Source organism: Corynebacterium sp. LK14 (genome assembly GCF_008042215.1).
GTDB classification, from domain to species: domain Bacteria; phylum Actinomycetota; class Actinomycetes; order Mycobacteriales; family Mycobacteriaceae; genus Corynebacterium; species Corynebacterium striatum.
In genome coordinates this window covers 404,699-424,001 of record NZ_NOVQ01000009.1, presented here as the reverse complement: position 1 = coordinate 424,001, position 19,303 = coordinate 404,699, and the positions used below count along the sequence as shown (strand labels likewise).

Below are 19,303 nucleotides of genomic sequence, written 5' to 3'. Positions count from 1 at the left end.
GAACCCGCGCAGCCGGTGAGGCCCCAGCTGCCAGGTACCTATATACGCAAATAAGGCCCCAAATCACAAGATTGGAAGCCTTATTTACATGCAGCGGTACCTGCGCCTTACCAGCACGCGCTAACAGCGCACCCTAACAGCACGCGCTAACAGCGCACCCTAACGGCACGACTCAACCGCGCACGAGCTCGAGGAGCTTGTCCACGATCTCATCGGCTGGGACCTCAAGGGTCTCGCCACCGCGGATGCGCAGCTCAATGATTCCGTCCGCAAAGGAACGTCCGAGAATGGCGATGAACGGCATGCCGAGGAGCTCAGCATCCTTGAACTTCACGCCTGGGGAAACCTTGGGGCGGTCGTCGAAAAGCACCTCAATGCCTGCAGCATCCAGATCCTCCACCAGCTTCTGGCCTGCCTCAAGTGCAGCGGCGTCCTTGTTCGCAACGGCGACGTGTACCTGGAACGGCGCGACGTCGACAGGCCAGCGCAGGCCCTTCTCATCCGCCTGCTGCTCAGCCAGAACAGCCATCATGCGGGAAACACCAATGCCGTAGGAGCCCATGGTCGGAACGGCGCGCTTGCCGTTCTCGTCCAGAATCTGGACGTCGAAAGCCTTGGTGTACTTGCGGCCCAGCTGGAAGATGTGGCCGAGCTCAATGCCGCGCTCCAGGGTCAAGGTTCCCATGCCGCCTGGTGCTGGATCGCCTTCCTTGATCTCAGCTGCCTCAATGAACTCGTCGATCTCAAAGTCGCGGCCAGCCACGCAGTTCACCACGTGGTGGTTCTTCTCATCCGCACCGGTGATCCAGGAGGAGCCCTTCACCACGCGCGGATCCGCATAAACCTTGACGCCATTGGCGTTGAGGCCACGCGGGCCTACGTAACCGCGGACCAGGAATGGGTTTGCCTTGAAGTCCTCATCCGTAGCCAGCTCAAACTCGGCAGGCTCCAGGGAAGCTTCCAAACGCTTCTCATCAAGCGCACGGTCACCCGGGATGAGAACTGCAGCCAGCTCCCACTCCTTCTCGGTCGCGCCGTCGTTGACCGTTGGGTGAGCAACCTTGATGACCATGCATTTCAGGGTGTCCGCACCGGTCACAGCGCGGCCATTAACCTGAATGCCCTCGGAGTTCGCCCACTCCACCAGGGTGTCAATGGTCTCAGAATCCGGGGTCTCGTAAACCTTAGCCTCAGCAAGGCCCTCCAGCGGGGTCTCCTCCGGAGCTGGGGTCACCACTGCCTCAACGTTGGCCGCATAATCGCCCTCGGTGGCGCGCACGAAGGTGTCCTCGCCTGCCGGGGAAACAGCCAGGAACTCTTCGGAAGCAGAGCCGCCCATGGCACCAGACGTTGCCTTACAGATGGCGTAGTCAATCTCCAGACGGTTAAAGATGTTCTGGTAAGCCTTGCGGTGGCGCATGTAGGACTCGTCCAAGCCCTCGTCCGTCATGTCAAAGGAGTAAGAATCCTTCATCACGAACTCGCGGCCGCGCAGGATGCCCGCACGCGGGCGCTCCTCGTCGCGGTACTTGGTCTGGATTTGGTACAGGGTAACTGGGAAGTCCTTGTAGGAGGAGTACATGTCCTTCACGGCACCCGCGAACATCTCCTCGTGGGTTGGGCCGAGGAGCATGTCAGCACCCTTGCGGTCCTTCAGGCGAAAGAGGTTGTCGCCGTACTCGGTCCAGCGATCAGTCAGCTCATAAGGCTCGCGCGGCAGAAGTGCCGGGAAGAGCATCTCCTGGCCGCCAATGGCGTTCATCTCCTCGCGCACGATGTTTTCAATCTTGGTCAGGGTGCGCAGACCCAGCGGCAGCCAGGTGTACACGCCCGGCGCGGCGCGGCGCACGTAGCCTGCACGAACGAGAAGCTTGTGGCTGAGGACTTCGGCATCTGCCGGATCTTCGCGCAGAGTGCGAAGGAAGAGATTTGAAAGGCGAGTAATCATGCTTAGCACTCTACATCGCTAGTATTTACCTATGCTCATTCTCCTCCCACCTTCTGAAACAAAGGCCCATGGCGGCAACGGCGCCCCACTGAATTGGGACGAGCTTTCTTTCCCCGCGCTCAATCCTGTCCGCCAGGACATAGCCGTGGACCTGGCACAACTCGACGTCGACAAGGCGCTCGAGGTGCTCGGTATCTCTGAAAAGTTGCGGCCGGAAGCAGAATCCAACACCGAGCTTTTCGACTCTCCCACGATGCCCGCGATTGAGCGTTTTACGGGCGTGCTTTACGACGCTCTCGATGCCGCCACGTTGCCGCCTGCCGCACGCGCTCGGCTCGCCATTGGCGACGCATTGTTTGGCATTACCCGCGCCAGCGACATGATTCCGCATTACCGCCTCTCCGGAGGAACGAAGCTGCCGACCAAGGACGGCGAAACGCCAACGTTGAAATCGCGCTGGGGGAAGGCCATCACGGAGCAACTCGCTGAGGTTGCGCAATCAGGTGAGCTCGTCGTGGACATGCGCTCGGGCACTTACCAACAGCTGGGCAAGTTTAAACAGGCGGTCACCATTCGCGTGGAGTCAGTCCAGGAGGATGGCTCGCGCAAGGTCGTCTCGCACTTCAATAAGCATTACAAGGGCCAGCTGGCACGAATCTTGGCGCTCTCCCCCGCTGATGCCTACGCCGTTGACGACGTCGCAGCAATCGCCTCGGCGGCAGGCCTCACGGTCGAGGGCCCGCAGCCGGGCAAGCTCGAACTCACTCTCGTGGTCTAGCTTTTGACAAGCGGTCTAGCTTTGGCGAGATGAGAGATAGCGCAGGCTGTTGCGCTCCAGCCGGCACTCGGTGGCAATCGCGATGCCCGAAGCCAGCTTCCCGCGCTCGCGCAAGCTGTACATTGAGTCAACGATGCGGTCGCGCAGGTCCCACGGAGAAATGGTGTTGATGTAGACCTTGGTACCGCCCTCGAAACCGGCGAGCGTCGACACGCGCAGCTTAATCATGACGCGCCACGGCTGCGCCACATCAACCGAAGGTGCCTTGTGGTGCCATTCCTCATTGCACGCAACATCTGGGCCCACGGCCGCGTGTGCGGCGTGCATGAGGTCTGACATTCCGCGGATCTCACCCGGAGTTTGCTCCCAGGGGGCGCAGTGCCTCGACTTGGAGAAGAGCTCCAGCGTGGGATAGCGGTGACCAAAGCCTGCGAAGAGCACCGCGTAGTCATTCTCAGCGATAACCAGGTTATGCTGTGCGGCGTACCCCACGGCCCAATCGTTGTACATATTGGGATGCGAGCGCAGGATGTCATTTTCCCGCATGGCAGACATACTGAGGTCATCGATGGCGACGAGCTGCTTGTGCAGGTGCTCGAAGGACGCTCCGGCGGGTGCCAGCCAGTTCTGAAAGGCCACTACGTAATCGGCGTAGCGGTTGCGGGCGTAAAGATCCCGCATGGAGTCCGCGGTGAAGGACGTCAGCAGGAAGTGATCGTCTGGGCTCAGCGTGCCTGAGGACGCCAGCTGCGAGTCATCCGTAGCGCCGTCGACAAAGTGGCGGGAGCCAATGATGACGTCGTGCCCACCGCCGAAGAAGCAGCCGGCCTGCGCGAGCAGTTCCTCCTCGCTCATCTCAGCGTCCTTGCCCGCGGCTTTCAGCTTGGTGCGTACGGTCTTGAGAACGTGTTCGCGGCCTGCGGGGTCGGCGATATAGGCGTGCATTCGCTCGGCCGACTCGTCATCCATCTTGTACTGGTAGTTCGCGGTCCAGTAGTCATAGGAGACGATCTCGAAGAGATTGGGCACTCGGCGAAACGCAGGCTCTGTATGGTCTAGGTCCGCTGCGCCCACGCCACGGAGCACCTCGCCGGAGCCTAGGATGCGTGACTTTTCAGGCGGAGTTTCAAGTTTGCGGTCAGAGCAAAACGCACACGTGGAGGTATGTGCCCCTACTGCTAGGGGCTCGGGGCTCTCCGGGGCGTGGGAGAACGGACGGTTTCCCCTGCCGGGTACGGTCCACACTTCGGTGCCGGAAAAAGGGTTGACCTGTTTGACGGTTCCGTCAGCCATCACCTGGATCGGTTCGATGCGGCTAAAGAGTGCTTCGCTCATGCCTTTTAGGATAGACCCAGACCCGTATGCTGGTGGCCATGCGTCACGAGTACTTCGAAGTAGATGTCTTTGCCACCACTGCCTTTTCTGGCAATCCGCTAGCCGTCATTGCTGGTGCTGATGAGCTCAGCAGCGAACAGATGCAGCGCATAGCCAACTGGACCAACTTCTCTGAAACGACCTTTCTGCTGCACCCCACGACTCCCGATGCGGACTACCGCGTCAGGATTTTCACGCCGCACGAGGAGTTTCCTTTTGCTGGGCACCCAACGCTTGGCACAGCCCGCGTCTTCGCTGAGCTCACTGGCAAGGAAGGCGACTTGGTCCAAGAGTGCGGTGTTGGTTTAGTGCGTATCAAGCAAGAGGATCGCGTCTTCTCCTTCGCCACGCCGGAGCTCCAGCGCTCGGGTACGCTCAGCGAATCAGAACTCGCGGAGACAGCAGACGCACTGGGGGTGAGCAGCGACGACATCGTTGATGCCGCATGGGTGGACAACGGCCCGGGATGGCGCCTCGTGCAGCTCGCCGATGCGGACACCGTGCGCGCGTTGCGTCCCTCTTACTCCCGCGATATCAAAGTCGGCGTGGTGGGCCTTGCGGCCAATCCCACCGAAGGCCAGCCCCTTTACGAAGTTCGTGCCTTCACCCGTAAATTTGAGGACCCAGTCACCGGTTCTTTCAACGGCGGTGCCGCGCAATTCATGCGTGAACGCGGGCTCGTTCCTGCTCGCTACACCGCGCGCCAGGGCAGCCAGTTAGGACGCGATGGCCTGGTGCACATTGCTGACGACGGCGCGAACATCTGGGTGGGCGGATCCATCCACATTCGAGTGCGCGGCGAACTGGAGTCATAGGAATGAAGATTCCTTTCGAGCTTTCCCATACTTTCGCTCGCAGCTTGCCGGGGATGGTCCGCCCAAGCCGCGGCGAGGAACAACCCCAGCCGCAGGTAGTCATCGTGAACGAGGCATTGGCCGCCGAGCTTGGGCTGGACGTCGACTGGCTGCGTTCGCCAGCGGGTATTGAGTTCTTGCTGGGCCGCAGCACCGATGAGCAACCCCACTCCATGGCATATGCGGGCTATCAATTCGGGCAGTTCAACCCCTCGATGGGGGACGGCCGCGCGCTGTTGCTCGGCGAGATAGAAAACGATTCTGGCCGCTGGGACCTCCATGCCAAGGGCACGGGCCCCACCCCGTACTCACGCCTTGGTTCTGATGGACGCGGCACCTTGCGCTCGATGCTGCGCGAATACCTCTTCTCGGAAGCCATGCATGCGCTGGGAATTCCTACGACGCGCTCTCTGGCGGTTATTTCTACCGGCCGCAAGATCCAGCGCCAGATGGTGGAGGAAGCAGGCGTTTTGGTGCGTGTGGCTGCCAGCCACATTCGTATCGGTTCATTCCACTACGCTGCGCAAACCGGCCAACTGGAGGACCTTGCCAACTACACCATCGCGCGGCATTATCCCGGCAGCGACTACAAAGAGCTGTACTCGCGTGCGATGGACGCACAAATTGCTACCGTTGCCGCGTGGCAGCACGTGGGCTTTATCCACGGCGTGATGAACACTGACAACACCACGCTTTCGGGCCAGACCATCGATTACGGGCCGTGTGCCTTCATGGAGGCCTACGACCCTGACACGTGGTTTAGCTCGATCGATGCGCAGGGACGCTACCGCTTTCGCAATCAGCCAGAAATTCTCGGGTGGAACTTCGCCCGGCTGGCGGAGAGCATGCTGCCGCTTTTCGACGCCTCCTCCGACGCCGCTATCACCTATGCCCAAGAAACCATCAATGGCTTCTACGAGCGCTTCGAGGACCAACGCAAGCGTGACTTCCAGCAGCGCTTTGGCCTCGAAGAGGGTGGCGAGTACTTCGCGGCGCTGGCGCAATCGGGTGCTGACTTCACTCTTGCTAATCAGGGCCTGGCAAAGGCTTTGCATGGTGAGCCTGATGCGTTGGGCCACCTGCTTCGTGATTGCTCAGATGCGCCCGACACTTCTTTCCTCAAGGACTACCGCAAACGTGCCTCAGGCGCCGCGGCGGCTGCGGTGCCTCCGCTGCCGCGCGTCATTCCGCGCCCCCACAATGTTGAGGCGGCCCTGCTGGACCTGGATTTGTTCCAAGAGTTCCTTCACGCAGTCACGCATCCAACGCAGCCGAACGAAAAATTTGAAACTCCCGGTGATACCGAGGGCTACCTGACTTATTGCGGCACTTAAGGCAGCTGGAGCGGAACGCCGCGCACCCCACCAATTTACGTTTGTGATGTGGTGGGGTGCGCTTGTGAAGCAGCCGGAATGGCTTACTTTTGGTCGAGCTTCAGGGTCTTCTGGGTGTAGTCCCACATCTCGTTGTAGAGCTTCTTATCCTTGGACAGCTTGATGCCGTAGGAAGGAATCATTTCCTGGATCTTATCGCCCCACTGAATCATGTGCTCACCGAAGCAACGCTCCAGCAACTCGACCATGACGGCCGGGGTGATGGAAGCGCCTGGGGAAGCGCCGAGCAGACCGGCGATGTTACCGTCTGGGTTGTTGACCAGGGTGGTACCGAACTCGAGGGAGCCGAACTGCGGTGCAGCGGCTGGCTTGATGACCTGAACGCGCTGGCCAGCGATGACGGTCTCCCAGTCTGCTGGGTCTGCGGAAGGAACGTATTCCTTCAGGGTCTCGACGCGCTTGTCGAAGTCCTTGAGAACCTCGGAAACCAGGTACTTGGTCAAACCGAACTCTTGAGCTGCAACGCCCAAGTAGGAAGGAATGTTGTCCAGGCGAATGGACTTGAAGAGGTCGAGGTAAGAGCCCTTCTTCAGGAACTTCGGGGACCAACCACCGTATGGGCCGAAGAGCAGGCCCTGTTCACCGTCGATAACGCGGGTATCAAGGTGCGGAACCGACATTGGAGGAGCGCCCACAGCAGCCTTGCCATAAACCTTGGCGTGGTGCTGCTTGACCAGCTCAGGGTTCTTAGCACGCAGCCACAGACCGGAAACCGGGAAGCCTGCGAAACCGGAAACCTCGCGAACGCCAGCCTTACGCAGAAGATCAAGAGCGTATCCACCAGCACCGACGAAGACGAACTTCGCGCGGACAACGCTGTAGTCGCCGGTGTGCAGGTTCTTGGAGTAGACCTTCCAGGTAGAGCCATCGCGCTTAATGTCGACGACCTCATGACCGTAGCGGATCTCGGTGCCGGCGGCTTTAGCAGCGGTGAAGAACTGCTTCGTCAGGGCGCCGAAGTTTACGTCAGTACCTGCTTCAGTCCAGGAGATAGCAACCTTCTGGGAGTTAAAGTCGCGGCCCTTGGACATCAGTGGCAGCATTTCCTGGAAGGTAGCGTCATCGTCAGAGAACTGCATGTTCGGGAACATGTGGTTGTCCTTCAAAGCATCAAAACGACGCTTGAGGTAATCAACCTGGATGGATCCCTGGGCGAAGGAAACGTGCGGAACCGGGTTAATGAAAGCCTTTGGGTCGGTCAGGATGCCGTTGTTGAGCTGGTGTGCCCAGAACTGGCGGGAAACCTGGAACTTCTCGTTAATGCCCAGCGCCTTGGAAACGTCGATGCGACCGTTCTTCTCTGGAGTGTAGTTGAGCTCGCACAGAGCAGAGTGGCCGGTACCAGCGTTGTTCCATGGGGAGGAGGACTCAAGTGCAGGTCCGTCGAGACGCTCGAAAACCATCTGGGTCCAGCTTGGCTCCAGCTCACGGAGCATGGCACCCAGGGTGGCGCTCATGATACCTGCGCCAACGAGGGCTACATCTACCTCATCTACAACTTGTGCTGTCTTCTTGTCGGAGGACACCTTGCTATTACCTCTTCAGATTGAAAATTATCACTCGCTCGAACAGCCCAGAGCTGTCGAACGCAGTCTTCTAGCGTTGCACGTTTTCGCCTACCTTTTACGCTCCGCTGTCTTAAACATGCTGGCTTAAACACAAGCACAGCATCTCTGGCAACGGCACATAACAAGGGACGCGTCACGCATTACCTACCCACCTTACGCCTTTAGCATCAAAATGGGGATTCCGTATGCGGGAAAAGTCCGGTTTTCACACGCGGCTGCCCCCTACGCATCTTGTCTCCTTCGGTGAAAATCTCCCCAGCCACATCACTACGCCACCGCAACACCGGATTTGCGTTGTATGCCTAAACTGGTCGGTATGACTGAGTCAACCTTGCAATGGACTGATGACATCCTGGGCCCAGGATTTATGGCCGCGGATCTGCCCTTGGGCGCGGATCCTGACGGCGAAGGCGACGTCCACGCCACATTGATCCGTTACAACCCAGATAACGAGGATCTCAGCGACCGTGTCGCAATGATTTGGGTGCACGGCATGACCGACTACTTCTTCCATAAACACGTAGCGGAGCATTTTCATAACAAAGGTTATGCATTTTACGGAATTGATTTGCGTAAGTGTGGACGCTCTCACGAGCCCCACCAAAAGTGGCACTACATCTCCGACATGCACTTCTACGAGAAGGACCTCAATGCCGCTCTCAATGCCCTGCCGCAGCGAAAGGTCATCATGGTTGCGCATTCAACAGCAGGCATAATCGTGCCGCTGTGGCTCGACGCCTTGCGTCGCACCGACCCCGCTCGACACGAACGAATCGCAGCGCTAGTACTAAACAGCCCATGGCTGGACATGATGGGCATTCCACCCCTCGCCTTCAAGGCCGCGAAGCCTTTGTTCTATTTCTTCGGCAAGGTCACCCCGCATATTGCGCTCCACGGCGGCAATCTCACCGCCTTTGGCGATTCGATCCATGCCAGCCGCTACGGCGAATGGGACTACGACCTTGAAAAGAAACCGTTGGGCGGCCATAAGAAATACATCGGCTGGGCACGCGCAGTATTCAAGGGATTCGACATTATTCATTCTGGCCGTGTTGATGTCGGCGTACCGATCCTCACACTCACCTCAACAAAGTCGATGTTCTCAGCTCCATATTCGGAAGAGCTCAACTACGCCGATGCGGTCATTGACGTCAAACAATCACAAAAATGGGCCAAAGAGCTTGGCTCTCATTACACCCTTCGCCCGCTTAAAGGAGCTCGTCATGATGTTTTCCTATCTCGCGAGCCGATCCGGAACGAAGCATTTCGAGTAGTCGACGAATGGCTACCCACGGTGCTCTAACAACTATCCCGCCCACCACAACACCTAATCCAACCCCCTATAAATAAGGAGAACTATGTCTACGACAACGCCGCAGAACGCACAAGCAGAACATTTCGATCTGATCATCATCGGAACTGGTTCAGGAAACTCGATTCCATCCGAGGATTTCGAGAACAAAAAGATAGCCATCGTTGAGGAAGGCACCTTTGGCGGAACTTGTCTTAACGTAGGCTGTATCCCCACCAAAATGTACGTCTACGCAGCAGACCTTGCATACGCCGCCAAGGAAGGTCAGCGCCTCGGAATTGACGCCCAGGTAAACAACGTCGACTGGCAGTCCATCATCGAGCGAGTCTTTGTCAATCGCATCGACAAGATCGCGGAGGGCGGCGAGGCTTATCGCCGTGGCGACGAGACCCCCAACATTACGGTGTTCGACAAGCACGCAACTTTCGTTGGCCCGAAGACCATTGCGGTTGGAGATGACGTCATCACGGGCGATCAAATCGTCATCGCCGTGGGTTCCCGCCCCACCATTCCTGAGGTATATGCAGAATCCGGTGTTAAGTACTACACCAATGAAGACATCATGCGGATGCCCAAGCGGCCAAAGAGCCTAATTATCGTGGGCGGCGGTTACATTGCGATGGAGTTTGCGCACGTGTTTGACGGACTGGGCACCAAGGTTACGGTGGTCAACCGCTCGGAGAAGCTGCTTCGTCATTTGGATGAGGACATCGTTTCTCGGTTCAACGAGATTGCACGCGAACGCTTCGACGTGCGTATCGCGAACGGTACACAGCTGACCCAAAACGACAGTGGCGTGTCCTTGTCTCTCGACGACGGATCTACCGTAGAGGCTGAAGCTATCCTCGTGGCGACTGGCCGCAAACCAAATGCAGACCTCCTAGGCTTGGACTCGGCAGGCATTGAGCTGCGCGAAGACGGACGTATCAAGGTCGACGAGTACGGCCGTACTTCGGTCGCGGGCGTTTGGGCGCTTGGCGACGTATCCTCCCCCTACATGCTCAAGCATGTGGCCAACGCCGAAACCCGTGCAGTGCAGCACAATCTCCTGCATCCTGAGGATCTGCAGAAGATGCCACATGATTTCGTTCCAGCCGCAGTTTTCACCCATCCGCAAATCGCCTCTGTAGGTCTCACTGAAGCAGACGCACGCGAGCAAGGCTCCGACGTTACTGTCAAGGTCCAAAACTACGGCGACGTTGCATACGGTTGGGCTATGGAAGACTCCACGGGGATTTGCAAACTGGTGGCCGACAGGAAAACTGGACGCCTCCTAGGAGCCCATTACATGGGCCCACAGGCTTCGACACTCATCCAGCAGCTCATCACAGCAATGGTATACGGCCTTGACATGCGCGATTTCACGCGTAAGCAGTACTGGATCCACCCCGCGCTACCTGAAGTGACTGAAAATGCCCTCCTGGGACTGGACTGGTAAGGCAAACATTGACCGTGGCCAAATCCACATTCGTCTTGCCAGGAAACTTTCCGGCTAATAGTTTCACCACTTGAGAAATGGTTTCTCCTCGACCAACTGCGATCGCCGTAGCATTCGGCCGTACCGCTGTGGCTTCTGCTGAGTCCTCTTTCTCCGGTTCCTCCCCTAGTTCTCGGTAGAAGTTTCTAGAGCTTTTCATATTGATGGCAGAAAGCCCATCGACCAATGCCACTATGAGTAATAGGGCGCTCCTCCTTACACAGAGGCGCGCCCTATTCTTTTGCTTAGGCCTGTCGCCTTAGGCTTCGTCCGGCAAAGTTAGGATCTCGGCACCATCGTTAGTTATCACAAGGGTGTGCTCGAACTGAGCTGTGAACTTGCCATCGACGTTCTGAACGGTCCAATCGTTGTCCCAGATCTCGTAGTCCAACGAGCCCAGGTTGATCATCGGCTCAATGGTCAAGGTCATTCCTGGTTCTAGGATGTCGCGGTAGGTCGTGGAATCGTAGTGCAAGACAACCAAGCCGTTGTGGAAGGTGGGGCCAACACCATGGCCGGTGAAGTCGCGCACAACGTTGTAGCCGAAGCGGTTGGCGTAAGACTCAATAACACGGCCGATGACATTAACCTCACGGCCCGGCTTTGCCGCCTTAATGCCGCGCATCATTGCCTCGTGGGTACGCTCAACCAGAAGCTTGTGCTCCTCAGAGACGTTCCCGGCCAGGAAGGTCGCATTAGTATCGCCGTGGACACCATTCTTGAACGCAGTGACGTCGATGTTGACGATGTCTCCGTCCTCAATCACGGTGGTGTCCGGAATACCGTGGCAGATGATTTCATTCAAAGAAATACAGCAGGACTTCGGAAAACCCATGTAGCCCAGCGTGGATGGGTATGCACCATGGTCCAGCATGTACTCGTGCGCGATGCGGTCAATCTCATCTGTGGTCACGCCGGGCGCCACAGCCTTACCGGCCTCCTGCAGCGCGTTAGCCGCAATCTTGGATGCCTCGCGCATGGCCTCAATGACCTCAGGGGTCTGGACAAAAGGCTCACCCATTGCTTCCTGGACGGAGTCCTTCCACACGTACTCCGGGCGCTCGATAGAGTCTGGAACGGTGCGGATTGGGGTGGGCTTTTGGGGGGTTAGTTTTGCGCGATTACTCATGGTTGACCATGGTAGTCCCCTCCCCCACGTGGCCGCTAACCAGACCTCTCAGTTGTGAGCTAGCCTTCTTGCCCTGTAGGCGCAGCGGGATGTCCCTGTGCTCGATAGCTATCGAGCTTCTGCAAGAAGTTATCTGTCACTTGCACTGAGGTCTCAGAGCCTCCGCCCAATACCACCAGAGTTGCGAAGGCGATGTCGTCGTCACGGTAGCCGGTAAACCATGCGTGCGAACCACCATTGATCTCCGCCTCACCGGTCTTGCCGTAAATCGTGCCGCCAGCCTGCATTCCGGCTGCGGTACCGCCCGTAACAACTGCGCGCATCATCTCTCGAATATTGTCGAGGACATGTGAGGAAGGCGGCTGCACCTCTTCTGAGGCCTTCGTCTTATGCGTTGAGATCAGTGTAGGAAGCGGGGTCTTACCCGCAGCGACAGTAGCCGAAACCAGCGCCATTCCAAAGGGGCTGACAAGGTCGGCGCCCTGTCCATAGCCGGACTCAGTACGGTCCAACGGAGTCTTGCCCTCCGGGATGGAGCCTGTAATGGTAGTCAGACCAGGGATCTCGTAATCGAGCCCAAGTCCAAACTCTTTGCCCGTATTCTTCAGCTCGCCTTCCTTCAGATTCGTAGAAACTTCAGCGAAGGTCGTGTTGCACGACTGCGCGAACGCCTGACGCATCGGCACCGATCCCAGCGAAAAGCCGTTGTAGTTGGTTACGGTTCGGCCGTAAAGGTTCATCGTGCCTGGGCACGGAACAATAGTGTCAGCAGTCGCACCCTGTTTGTCCACAGCCGCCGAAGCCGTGATGATCTTAAATACCGAGCCCGGCGGGAACTGGCCCTGCAACGCGATATCACCCTTCTCATCGGCGCGCTCGGTCTGCGCAACCGCCAAAATCTCTCCGTTAGAGGGGCGAATGGCAACCAGCATCGCCTCCGAGTCGGCGCGCAGGTTCACAGCCTCCTGCGCCGCGCGCTGAACGTTGTAATCCAAGCTAACACGGATCGAAGGGGATGCCTCCGGCTCGTGGAGCTCGACGTCGCTAAGCGCCGCACCATTTTCGTTAACCACGGACACAGACCATCCTGACTTGCCATCAATCTCATCTGACACCAGGGACCGCACACGCGCCAAAATGTCAGGCGCCAAACCAGTCTCCCGTGTAATCAACGCTGGCTCTTCGTTGAAGCGGACCCCTTGCGGCTCCCCAAGGCGGGCACGCACTGCTTCTACCTGTTTTTCATTGAGCATCACCACGGAGTAGTCGCCTTCAACTCTCTCCAGCTCTTTCGCCAACTCGCCGGCTTCTTTCTCCGGCACTGAGTCATCCTGGGAATGTGCTTCGCCCAGGGCGCTGGATATCTTGGCAGCTAATGGACGCAGGTCTCCCGCCTCAGTGGTATTAACCACCAAGCGATACTGCAGGCCGGGCGACATCAACTCCACTCCATCGGAGGACACCACGCTCGCACGTTTTGCCGCAATCGCGCGCAGCTCCAAGTGTTGGTGGGCTCCGAGGTTCGGATGCACCAAACTCGGCTGCCAACGTACCTGCCAGTCCTTGTCCTTTTTGGTCAAGGTCATCTCAGTGTCGTAACTGAGCGTGCGGTCCTTCGGAAGGTCCCACGTCACCTGGTACTTCGCGGTGGCATGCGTCTCGTCCTGTGTTACCTCGCCCAGCTCGATGTCGAGTCCTTCGGCCTGCAGACCGGAGAAGGTAGCGTCGAGCGTCGATGTGGTGGCATCGGGGTCATCGACAAGTTCCGCCAATGCCTCGTTGTTGCGGGATTCCATTTCTGAAATGAATTCTTCCGCAACCGGCTCCGCCGAGACGGGCTTGGGCGTGCACGCCACAAGCGACGACGCCCCTACCGAAGCCACACACAACAGCGCCACCATCTTCTTCATGGTTGGGCATCGTAGCAGCCTAGAGACACAAAAAGTCCGCCCCACACCGGAGTGCGGGGCGGACAAAACTGTGAATTTATGGCAGCGATACTAGCGGGTCACGCGAACCTCAGCCTTGGCGCCTTCGACAGCCTCCAGGCCCTGCTCGTCGGCGATACGCATTGCTTCCTCGATAAGAGTCTCCACGATCTGCGACTCGGGCACGGTCTTGACCACTTCGCCTTTAACGAAGATCTGGCCCTTACCATTACCGGATGCAACACCGAGGTCGGCGTCGCGAGCCTCGCCTGGGCCGTTAACAACGCAACCCATGACGGCGACACGGAGCGGGAACTCCATGCCCTCGAGGCCTGCGGTTACTTCCTCGGCTAGCTTGTACACGTCGACCTGAGCGCGGCCACAGGACGGGCAGGAGACGATCTCCAGCTTGCGCGGACGCAAGTTGAGAGACTGCAGGATCTGGTCACCGACCTTGATTTCCTCAATCGGATCAGCGGAGAGAGAAACACGGATGGTGTCACCGATACCCTCGGCCAGAAGTGCGCCGAAGGCAACGGAGGACTTGATGGTGCCCATGAACTTAGGGCCAGCCTCGGTCACACCGAGGTGCAGCGGGTAGTCAGTCTTTGCAGCCAGTTGGCGGTAAGCCTCAACCATCAGGACTGGGTCAGAGTGCTTTACGGAGATGGCAATGTCGCCGAAGCCGTGCTCCTCGAAGAGTCCAGCCTCCCAGATAGCGGACTCAACGAGAGCTTCAGGGGTGGCCTTGCCATACTTCTCCAGCAGTCGCTTATCCAAGGAGCCGCCGTTGACACCGATACGGATCGGGATGCCAGCGTCGCCGGCTGCCTTAGCAACCTCCTTGACGCGGCCATCGAACTCCTTGATGTTGCCTGGGTTCACGCGGATAGCGGCGCAGCCAGCGTCGATAGCCTGGAAGATGTACTTCGGCTGGAAGTGGATATCAGCGATAACCGGGATCGGAGACTTCTTGGCGATGGCCGGAAGTGCCTCGGCATCGACAGGCTTTGGGCAAGCGACACGAACGATGTCGCAGCCGGTGGCCGTCAGCTGTGCAATCTGCTGCAGGGTGGCGTTAATGTCGTGGGTCTTGGTGGTGGTCATCGACTGCACCGAAATCGGGTGCTCGGAACCTACACCGACTGGGCCCACGAAAAGCTGACGGGTTTTGCGACGCGGAGCCAAGGTTGGTGGTGGGCCGTCCGGGATACCGAGACCGATGGGGTTCGACATATGCGCTCCTTGTTAAAGCATGGAATTAGATGGGGGCTTAACGTCCTCACTCTAGCACCGAGCATCAAAATTCCCCCGTCCTGACTCCTAGCCGAAGAGGCGAATCGGGTTGACCACGTCGGCCACGATGATGAGCGCACCAACAGTCATCAAGAGGGCCGCGATGACATAAGTTACCGGCATTAGCGCAGTGTAATCGGCTGGTCCTTTCGGCTCCTTGCCCATAAGTCTGCGGATACCATCCCGAATTTTCTCGTAGAAAATCACTGCAATGTGACCGCCATCAAAAGGAGGCAGCGGGATGAGGTTGAACAAAGCGAGGAAGAAATTCAGCGTCGCCAGCATCATGAAGAAGGTCGACCACAAACTACGCTCGACGAGCTCACCGCCCACGCGGGAAGCGCCGACCACAGACATCGGGCCATTGACGTCACGCTCGTGGCCAAAGATGGACGCCACCACCCCAGGAATTTTCGCTGGGAATTGAATGATGCCGCCAACAGTGGCGTCCAGAACGTACGTGGTGTAGCGCGCTGTTGCGGGGAAAGCGCCGATGAAGTCGTGCTTCTCGACGATATCGATGACTTGGTTGCTCAGGCCGATGGATCCGGCGTCGACAAGCTTGCCCTCACTGTTGAGGCGCTTGACCTTATCGAGTGTGACGTCGAAGTTCTGCACAGCACCATCGCGCTCGACGCGCAACTGGACCGTCTCCCCTGGCCGCGCCATGACTTCCTCGCGCAGCTGGGTGAAGCTCTCCAGCGGCTTGCCGTCGATCGCGAGAACAATGTCGCCCACTTCCACGCCTGCTTCACCAGCTGGACCCTTACCTTGGCACTTCTCGAGCTCACCCTGCAGGTTCTGGTCAGCGGAGCACACAACCTCGCCCACGCGCGGGCGCACGTCAGCGTCTGGGTTAGGAAGGCCGGTAGTCATGGCAATGAGCAGCAAGATGATAAAGCCCAGAAGAAGGTTCACGGCGATGCCGCCGAACATCACGATGACGCGCTGCCACGCGGGCTTCTTATACATCGCATAAGGCTCTTCTTCCTCGGTAAGGAAATCATCCTGAGCAGTCATTCCAGCGATGTCGCAGAATCCACCCACGGGAACCGCAGCCAGACCATACTCGGTGTGACCGCGGGTAAACGCCGCAATCTTGGGGCCAAAACCAATGTAGAAACGGCGCACGCGCATGCCAAAAGCACGGGCACTAAACATGTGTCCCGCCTCGTGTAAGGCAACGGTAATGCCGATTCCTAGGGCGAACAGGAAAATGCCCAGGATGTTTGCCATGGTGGTGAAAGCTTTCTATTGAGCCAAAGAATCCACCAGCACATTTGCGCGCCGGCGGGCCTCGCCTTCGACGGCGATTACTTCATCGACGCTTGAGGGTACACGAGCAAACTGGGAGGCTTCCCCTAACACCTGCCCAACCACATCAACGATTTCTGGGAAATGAATGCGGCCAGACAAGAAGGCTGCGGCAGCCTCCTCATTGGCGGCGTTGTACACGGCTGGGTGCGTGCCGCCGGCAGCTGCAGCCTGACGGGCGAGCTGGACGGCGGGGAAGGCGACGTCGTCAAGCGGCTCAAAGCGCCAGTCATGAGACTGGGAGAAGTCCAGTGATGGCTGCGCACCGGGGACGCGATGTGGCCAATCCAGCGCCAGCGAAATCGGCAGCTTCATCGAGGGCGGCGATGCCTGCGCAATCGTGCAGCCATCGGTGAAGGTGGCCATCGAGTGAATGATTGATTGTGGATGTACCGTGACGTCGATGCGCTCGGGCTCGATGTCGAAGAGCAGCGTCGCCTCGATGAGTTCTAGGCCCTTATTGATGAGGGTGGCGGAGTTAAGCGTGTTCATCTGCCCCATAGACCAGGTGGGGTGCTGCGCGGCCTGCTGTGGAGTAACGTCCCACATCTCTTCGCGGGACCAGCCGCGGAAAGGACCGCCGGATGCGGTGAGGACGAGCTTGCCGAGCTCAACGTCCTCACCCGCGCGCAGGCATTGCGCCATGGCAGAGTGCTCGGAATCGACGGGGATAATCTGCCCCGGCTTAGCCAGCTGAGTCACGATGTGACCACCCGCGACGAGGGATTCCTTATTCGCTAATGCGAGGTACTCCCCCTTTTCCAGCGTCGCAATCGTGGAGCGCAAGCCCATCGAGCCAACTAGTGCATTGAGCACCTTGTCTGCTTCGATGGAGCGCACAAGCTGTTCTGCGGCATCTGCACCGGAGCGAACCTGTCCGCCAAGGGCTTCCGAGACCTGGTGCGCGGCCTGCTCATTCGCCACGGCAACGTGGTCAAACGAAAGGTTGAGGTTCTGCGCTTGCTCGATGACCAGCTGCGGATTTGAACCGCCGGCGGCAATGCCTACGACGGTAAATTTATCCGGGTTATCGGCGATAACTTCCAGTGCCTGGGTGCCGATGGAGCCCGTGGATCCGAGAATAAGAATGCCCTGTGTACTCACCTCTCCAACCCTAGCGGGTGGGTCAGTAATTGCGTGAACGAAATTGCCGGGGGTGTTTCTTCGCTAACGCGGCGAGGATGATTTAAACTACTACACAGAATAAATGGCATTTCATGCGCGCGCGCAGAGTGCGCCATGTACACGCAAAGGAGAGCAAGTGTCTTCCCACAAGCCGGCACCGCAGGTTTTCGACGGCGTTTCCACTGAGGACGTCCCGTCCGCAGGTTTTGGTTGGTCCCGCATCAGCCGCTCTGGCGTTCAGATCGCCGGCTGGATTTCCGTGATCTTCCTGGTTGCTTACAACTTCGGTAACCACAAGGGACACGTTGAGACCGTGTGGCTCGCTGCACTGGCTATCGTCATTGCTCTCGGCTTGGTGCTCTTCGCGCTTCGCCCGAATCTCTCCCAGGTTCGCACTGTTACCGCTCGCAACCAGCCTGTTGGCCACGTCGAGCCGGACTGGGTATACGACCAGAAGACGGTTTCCGGCGCCTACGCTGAGCTTAACGACGGCGAGCTGCGTGCCCTGAACATCGAGCCTTCCCGCGTTTCCCACCTGCGCGTCGAGCGCGGCACCGCGCGTAAGGCTGTTCGCTAAGTCTTAGGACCCTGAAGCCCCCTTGTCCTTTGGGACGAGGGGGCTTCGTTGTGCTTGAGGGGCGCGGGAACATGCGCTGGGGCGGCTATGCGCGAGCCAGCGCATGAATGCTTAGGCAGACTCGCGTTCGTCGGCAGCCAGCTGGCCACAAGCGGCGGCGATCTCGTCGCCCTTGGTGTCGCGAACGGTGCACGGCACGCCTTGAGCAATGACGCGGCGGACGAACTCGTCCTGACGAGCCTTTGGCGCTGCGTCCCACTCGGAACCCGGCGTAGGGTTCAGCGGAATGACATTCACGTGGACCTTGGAGCCAAGCGCGCGGTGCAGCTTCTGGCCGAGCATGTCTGCGCGGAAGTCCTGATCGTTCTTGTCACGGATAAGCGCGTACTCAATGGAGACGCGGCGGCCGGACTTGTCGGCGTAGTAGCGGGCAGCATCCAGCACCTCCTCTACCGGCCAGCGGTTGTTGACTGGCACGAGCGAGTCACGGAGTTCGTCGTCCGGGGTGTGCAGCGATACTGCCAGGGTGCAGGACAGGTCTTCGTCGGCAAGCTTGCGAATTGCTGGGGCCAAGCCAACGGTAGACACAGTGACGTTGCGCTGGGAAAGGCCGAAGCCTTCCAGGTCCTGGCCGGTAATCTGGCGCACTGCGTGCACAACGCGCTTGTAGTTAGCCAGCGGCTCACCCATGCCCATAAATACGACGTTGGTCAAGCGGCCGCCCTCGTCCTCCATGAGCTTGGCTGCGAGGCGGAACTGCTCGACGATCTCAGCTGTGGAGAGGTTGCGATCAAGGCCACCCTGGCCGGTGGCACAGAACGGGCATGCCATACCGCAGCCGGCCTGGGAGGAAATGCACAGCGTGGCGCGGCCCGGGTACCGCATGAGCACCGACTCCAGCATGGTGCCGTCGTGCAGGCGCCACAGCGACTTCGTAGTCTCCCCGTCGTCAGTGGAGGTCTGACGGATGGGTTCCATAAGAGTTGGGAAAAGCCGTTCCTGCAATTCGGCACGCTTATTCGCTGGGATGTCAGTCATCTCTTCGACGTCTGCGGTGCGGTGTACGTAGTAGTGATTGGCTAGTTGGTTGGCGCGGAACTTGGGCAGGCCAAGTTCGGCGAGCGCAGCGATGCGCTCGTCCTGAGTCAGATCCGCAAAATGCTTCGGCGGCAAACCGCGCCGAGGGGCGGAGAAATTAAGTTTCAAAGGTTCAGCCATGGTTCCGCCCA

At 58.6% G+C, this 19,303-nt stretch carries 15 protein-coding genes; 6 read left to right on the top strand and 9 right to left on the bottom strand.

The genetic code is table 11. The features are described 5' to 3' along the window. Nucleotides 1–172: 172 nt before the first annotated feature. Nucleotides 173–1,948: a proline--tRNA ligase gene (locus CHU71_RS05320; RefSeq protein WP_100087084.1), complete on the bottom strand. Its 1,776-nt coding sequence runs from the start codon at nucleotides 1,946–1,948 to the stop codon at nucleotides 173–175. A 31-nt stretch (nucleotides 1,949–1,979) separates the two neighbouring features. Here CHU71_RS05320 and yaaA point away from each other — a divergent pair, with 31 nt between their 5' ends. Next, nucleotides 1,980–2,726 carry a peroxide stress protein YaaA gene (yaaA, locus tag CHU71_RS05315; RefSeq protein ID WP_147760407.1) on the top strand — a complete coding sequence of 249 codons (747 nt, stop codon included), beginning with the start codon at nucleotides 1,980–1,982 and terminating at the stop codon, nucleotides 2,724–2,726. Between the two features lie 15 nt (nucleotides 2,727–2,741). On the opposite strand, the gene CHU71_RS05310 is transcribed toward yaaA, so the two are convergent. Beyond that, nucleotides 2,742–4,061 (bottom strand): DUF4921 family protein, encoded by a 1,320-nt coding sequence (locus CHU71_RS05310; protein ID WP_187272025.1) that lies wholly within the window; start codon nucleotides 4,059–4,061, stop codon nucleotides 2,742–2,744. A gap of 38 nt (nucleotides 4,062–4,099) precedes the next feature. On the opposite strand from CHU71_RS05310, the gene CHU71_RS05305 reads away from it, so the two are divergent. Together CHU71_RS05305 and CHU71_RS05300 are read left to right on the top strand one after the other, a co-directional pair. Further along, nucleotides 4,100–4,915: a PhzF family phenazine biosynthesis protein gene (locus CHU71_RS05305; RefSeq protein WP_100087147.1), complete on the top strand. Its 816-nt coding sequence runs from the start codon at nucleotides 4,100–4,102 to the stop codon at nucleotides 4,913–4,915. 2 nt (nucleotides 4,916–4,917) lie between these two features. After that, complete coding sequence (locus CHU71_RS05300; RefSeq protein ID WP_147760406.1) at nucleotides 4,918–6,288, top strand: protein adenylyltransferase SelO family protein; 1,371 nt, start codon at nucleotides 4,918–4,920, stop codon at nucleotides 6,286–6,288. Nucleotides 6,289–6,371: 83 nt separating this feature from the next. On the opposite strand, the gene mqo is transcribed toward CHU71_RS05300, so the two are convergent. Beyond that, nucleotides 6,372–7,874 (bottom strand): malate dehydrogenase (quinone), encoded by a 1,503-nt coding sequence (gene mqo / locus CHU71_RS05295; protein ID WP_046645293.1) that lies wholly within the window; start codon nucleotides 7,872–7,874, stop codon nucleotides 6,372–6,374. Nucleotides 7,875–8,232: 358 nt separating this feature from the next. Between mqo and CHU71_RS05290 the strand changes: the two genes are divergently transcribed. Continuing rightward, nucleotides 8,233–9,219, top strand: coding sequence for an alpha/beta hydrolase (locus CHU71_RS05290; RefSeq protein ID WP_046645406.1), 987 nt, complete (start codon nucleotides 8,233–8,235; stop codon nucleotides 9,217–9,219). A 55-nt stretch (nucleotides 9,220–9,274) separates the two neighbouring features. Next, nucleotides 9,275–10,666 carry a mycothione reductase gene (mtr, locus tag CHU71_RS05285; RefSeq protein WP_147760405.1) on the top strand — a complete coding sequence of 464 codons (1,392 nt, stop codon included), beginning with the start codon at nucleotides 9,275–9,277 and terminating at the stop codon, nucleotides 10,664–10,666. A gap of 298 nt (nucleotides 10,667–10,964) precedes the next feature. On the opposite strand, the gene map is transcribed toward mtr, so the two are convergent. The 5 genes from map to dxr form a co-directional block, all read right to left on the bottom strand. Beyond that, nucleotides 10,965–11,834, bottom strand: a complete 870-nt coding sequence (gene map, locus CHU71_RS05280) for a type I methionyl aminopeptidase (protein ID WP_005528933.1) — start codon at nucleotides 11,832–11,834, stop codon at nucleotides 10,965–10,967. Nucleotides 11,835–11,893: 59 nt separating this feature from the next. Next, on the bottom strand, nucleotides 11,894–13,744 hold the full coding sequence (locus CHU71_RS05275; RefSeq protein ID WP_147760404.1) for a penicillin-binding transpeptidase domain-containing protein: 1,851 nt from the start codon (nucleotides 13,742–13,744) through the stop codon (nucleotides 11,894–11,896). 90 nt (nucleotides 13,745–13,834) lie between these two features. Continuing rightward, nucleotides 13,835–14,998 (bottom strand): flavodoxin-dependent (E)-4-hydroxy-3-methylbut-2-enyl-diphosphate synthase, encoded by a 1,164-nt coding sequence (ispG, locus tag CHU71_RS05270; protein ID WP_100087077.1) that lies wholly within the window; start codon nucleotides 14,996–14,998, stop codon nucleotides 13,835–13,837. 87 nt (nucleotides 14,999–15,085) lie between these two features. After that, nucleotides 15,086–16,294 carry an RIP metalloprotease gene (locus CHU71_RS05265; RefSeq protein ID WP_101504743.1) on the bottom strand — a complete coding sequence of 403 codons (1,209 nt, stop codon included), beginning with the start codon at nucleotides 16,292–16,294 and terminating at the stop codon, nucleotides 15,086–15,088. Nucleotides 16,295–16,309: 15 nt separating this feature from the next. Then, the gene (dxr, locus tag CHU71_RS05260; protein WP_101504744.1) at nucleotides 16,310–17,476 is read right to left on the bottom strand and encodes a 1-deoxy-D-xylulose-5-phosphate reductoisomerase; all 1,167 of its coding nucleotides are present in this window, start codon (nucleotides 17,474–17,476) and stop codon (nucleotides 16,310–16,312) included. A gap of 157 nt (nucleotides 17,477–17,633) precedes the next feature. Here dxr and CHU71_RS05255 point away from each other — a divergent pair, with 157 nt between their 5' ends. Then, a complete protein-coding gene (locus CHU71_RS05255; protein ID WP_070420617.1) occupies nucleotides 17,634–18,074 on the top strand; it encodes a DUF2631 domain-containing protein in 441 nt (146 codons plus the stop codon). Between the two features lie 111 nt (nucleotides 18,075–18,185). On the opposite strand, the gene rlmN is transcribed toward CHU71_RS05255, so the two are convergent. Beyond that, nucleotides 18,186–19,292, bottom strand: coding sequence for a 23S rRNA (adenine(2503)-C(2))-methyltransferase RlmN (rlmN, locus tag CHU71_RS05250; protein WP_147760403.1), 1,107 nt, complete (start codon nucleotides 19,290–19,292; stop codon nucleotides 18,186–18,188). Nucleotides 19,293–19,303: the final 11 nt, after the last annotated feature.

Excerpts from the sequence above, each read along its gene's own strand:
- CHU71_RS05300 (WP_147760406.1), top strand. The coding sequence starts at position 4,918 with ATGAAGATTCCTTTCGAGCTTTCCCATACTTTCGCTCGCAGCTTGCCG.
- rlmN (WP_147760403.1), bottom strand. The coding sequence starts at position 19,292 with ATGGCTGAACCTTTGAAACTTAATTTCTCCGCCCCTCGGCGCGGTTTG.
- CHU71_RS05305 (WP_100087147.1), top strand. The coding sequence starts at position 4,100 with ATGCGTCACGAGTACTTCGAAGTAGATGTCTTTGCCACCACTGCCTTT.
- CHU71_RS05275 (WP_147760404.1), bottom strand. The coding sequence starts at position 13,744 with ATGAAGAAGATGGTGGCGCTGTTGTGTGTGGCTTCGGTAGGGGCGTCG.
- CHU71_RS05310 (WP_187272025.1), bottom strand. The coding sequence starts at position 4,061 with ATGAGCGAAGCACTCTTTAGCCGCATCGAACCGATCCAGGTGATGGCT.
- yaaA (WP_147760407.1), top strand. The coding sequence starts at position 1,980 with ATGCTCATTCTCCTCCCACCTTCTGAAACAAAGGCCCATGGCGGCAAC.
- map (WP_005528933.1), bottom strand. The coding sequence starts at position 11,834 with ATGAGTAATCGCGCAAAACTAACCCCCCAAAAGCCCACCCCAATCCGC.
- CHU71_RS05265 (WP_101504743.1), bottom strand. The coding sequence starts at position 16,294 with ATGGCAAACATCCTGGGCATTTTCCTGTTCGCCCTAGGAATCGGCATT.
- ispG (WP_100087077.1), bottom strand. The coding sequence starts at position 14,998 with ATGTCGAACCCCATCGGTCTCGGTATCCCGGACGGCCCACCACCAACC.
- CHU71_RS05320 (WP_100087084.1), bottom strand. The coding sequence starts at position 1,948 with ATGATTACTCGCCTTTCAAATCTCTTCCTTCGCACTCTGCGCGAAGAT.
- CHU71_RS05290 (WP_046645406.1), top strand. The coding sequence starts at position 8,233 with ATGACTGAGTCAACCTTGCAATGGACTGATGACATCCTGGGCCCAGGA.
- mtr (WP_147760405.1), top strand. The coding sequence starts at position 9,275 with ATGTCTACGACAACGCCGCAGAACGCACAAGCAGAACATTTCGATCTG.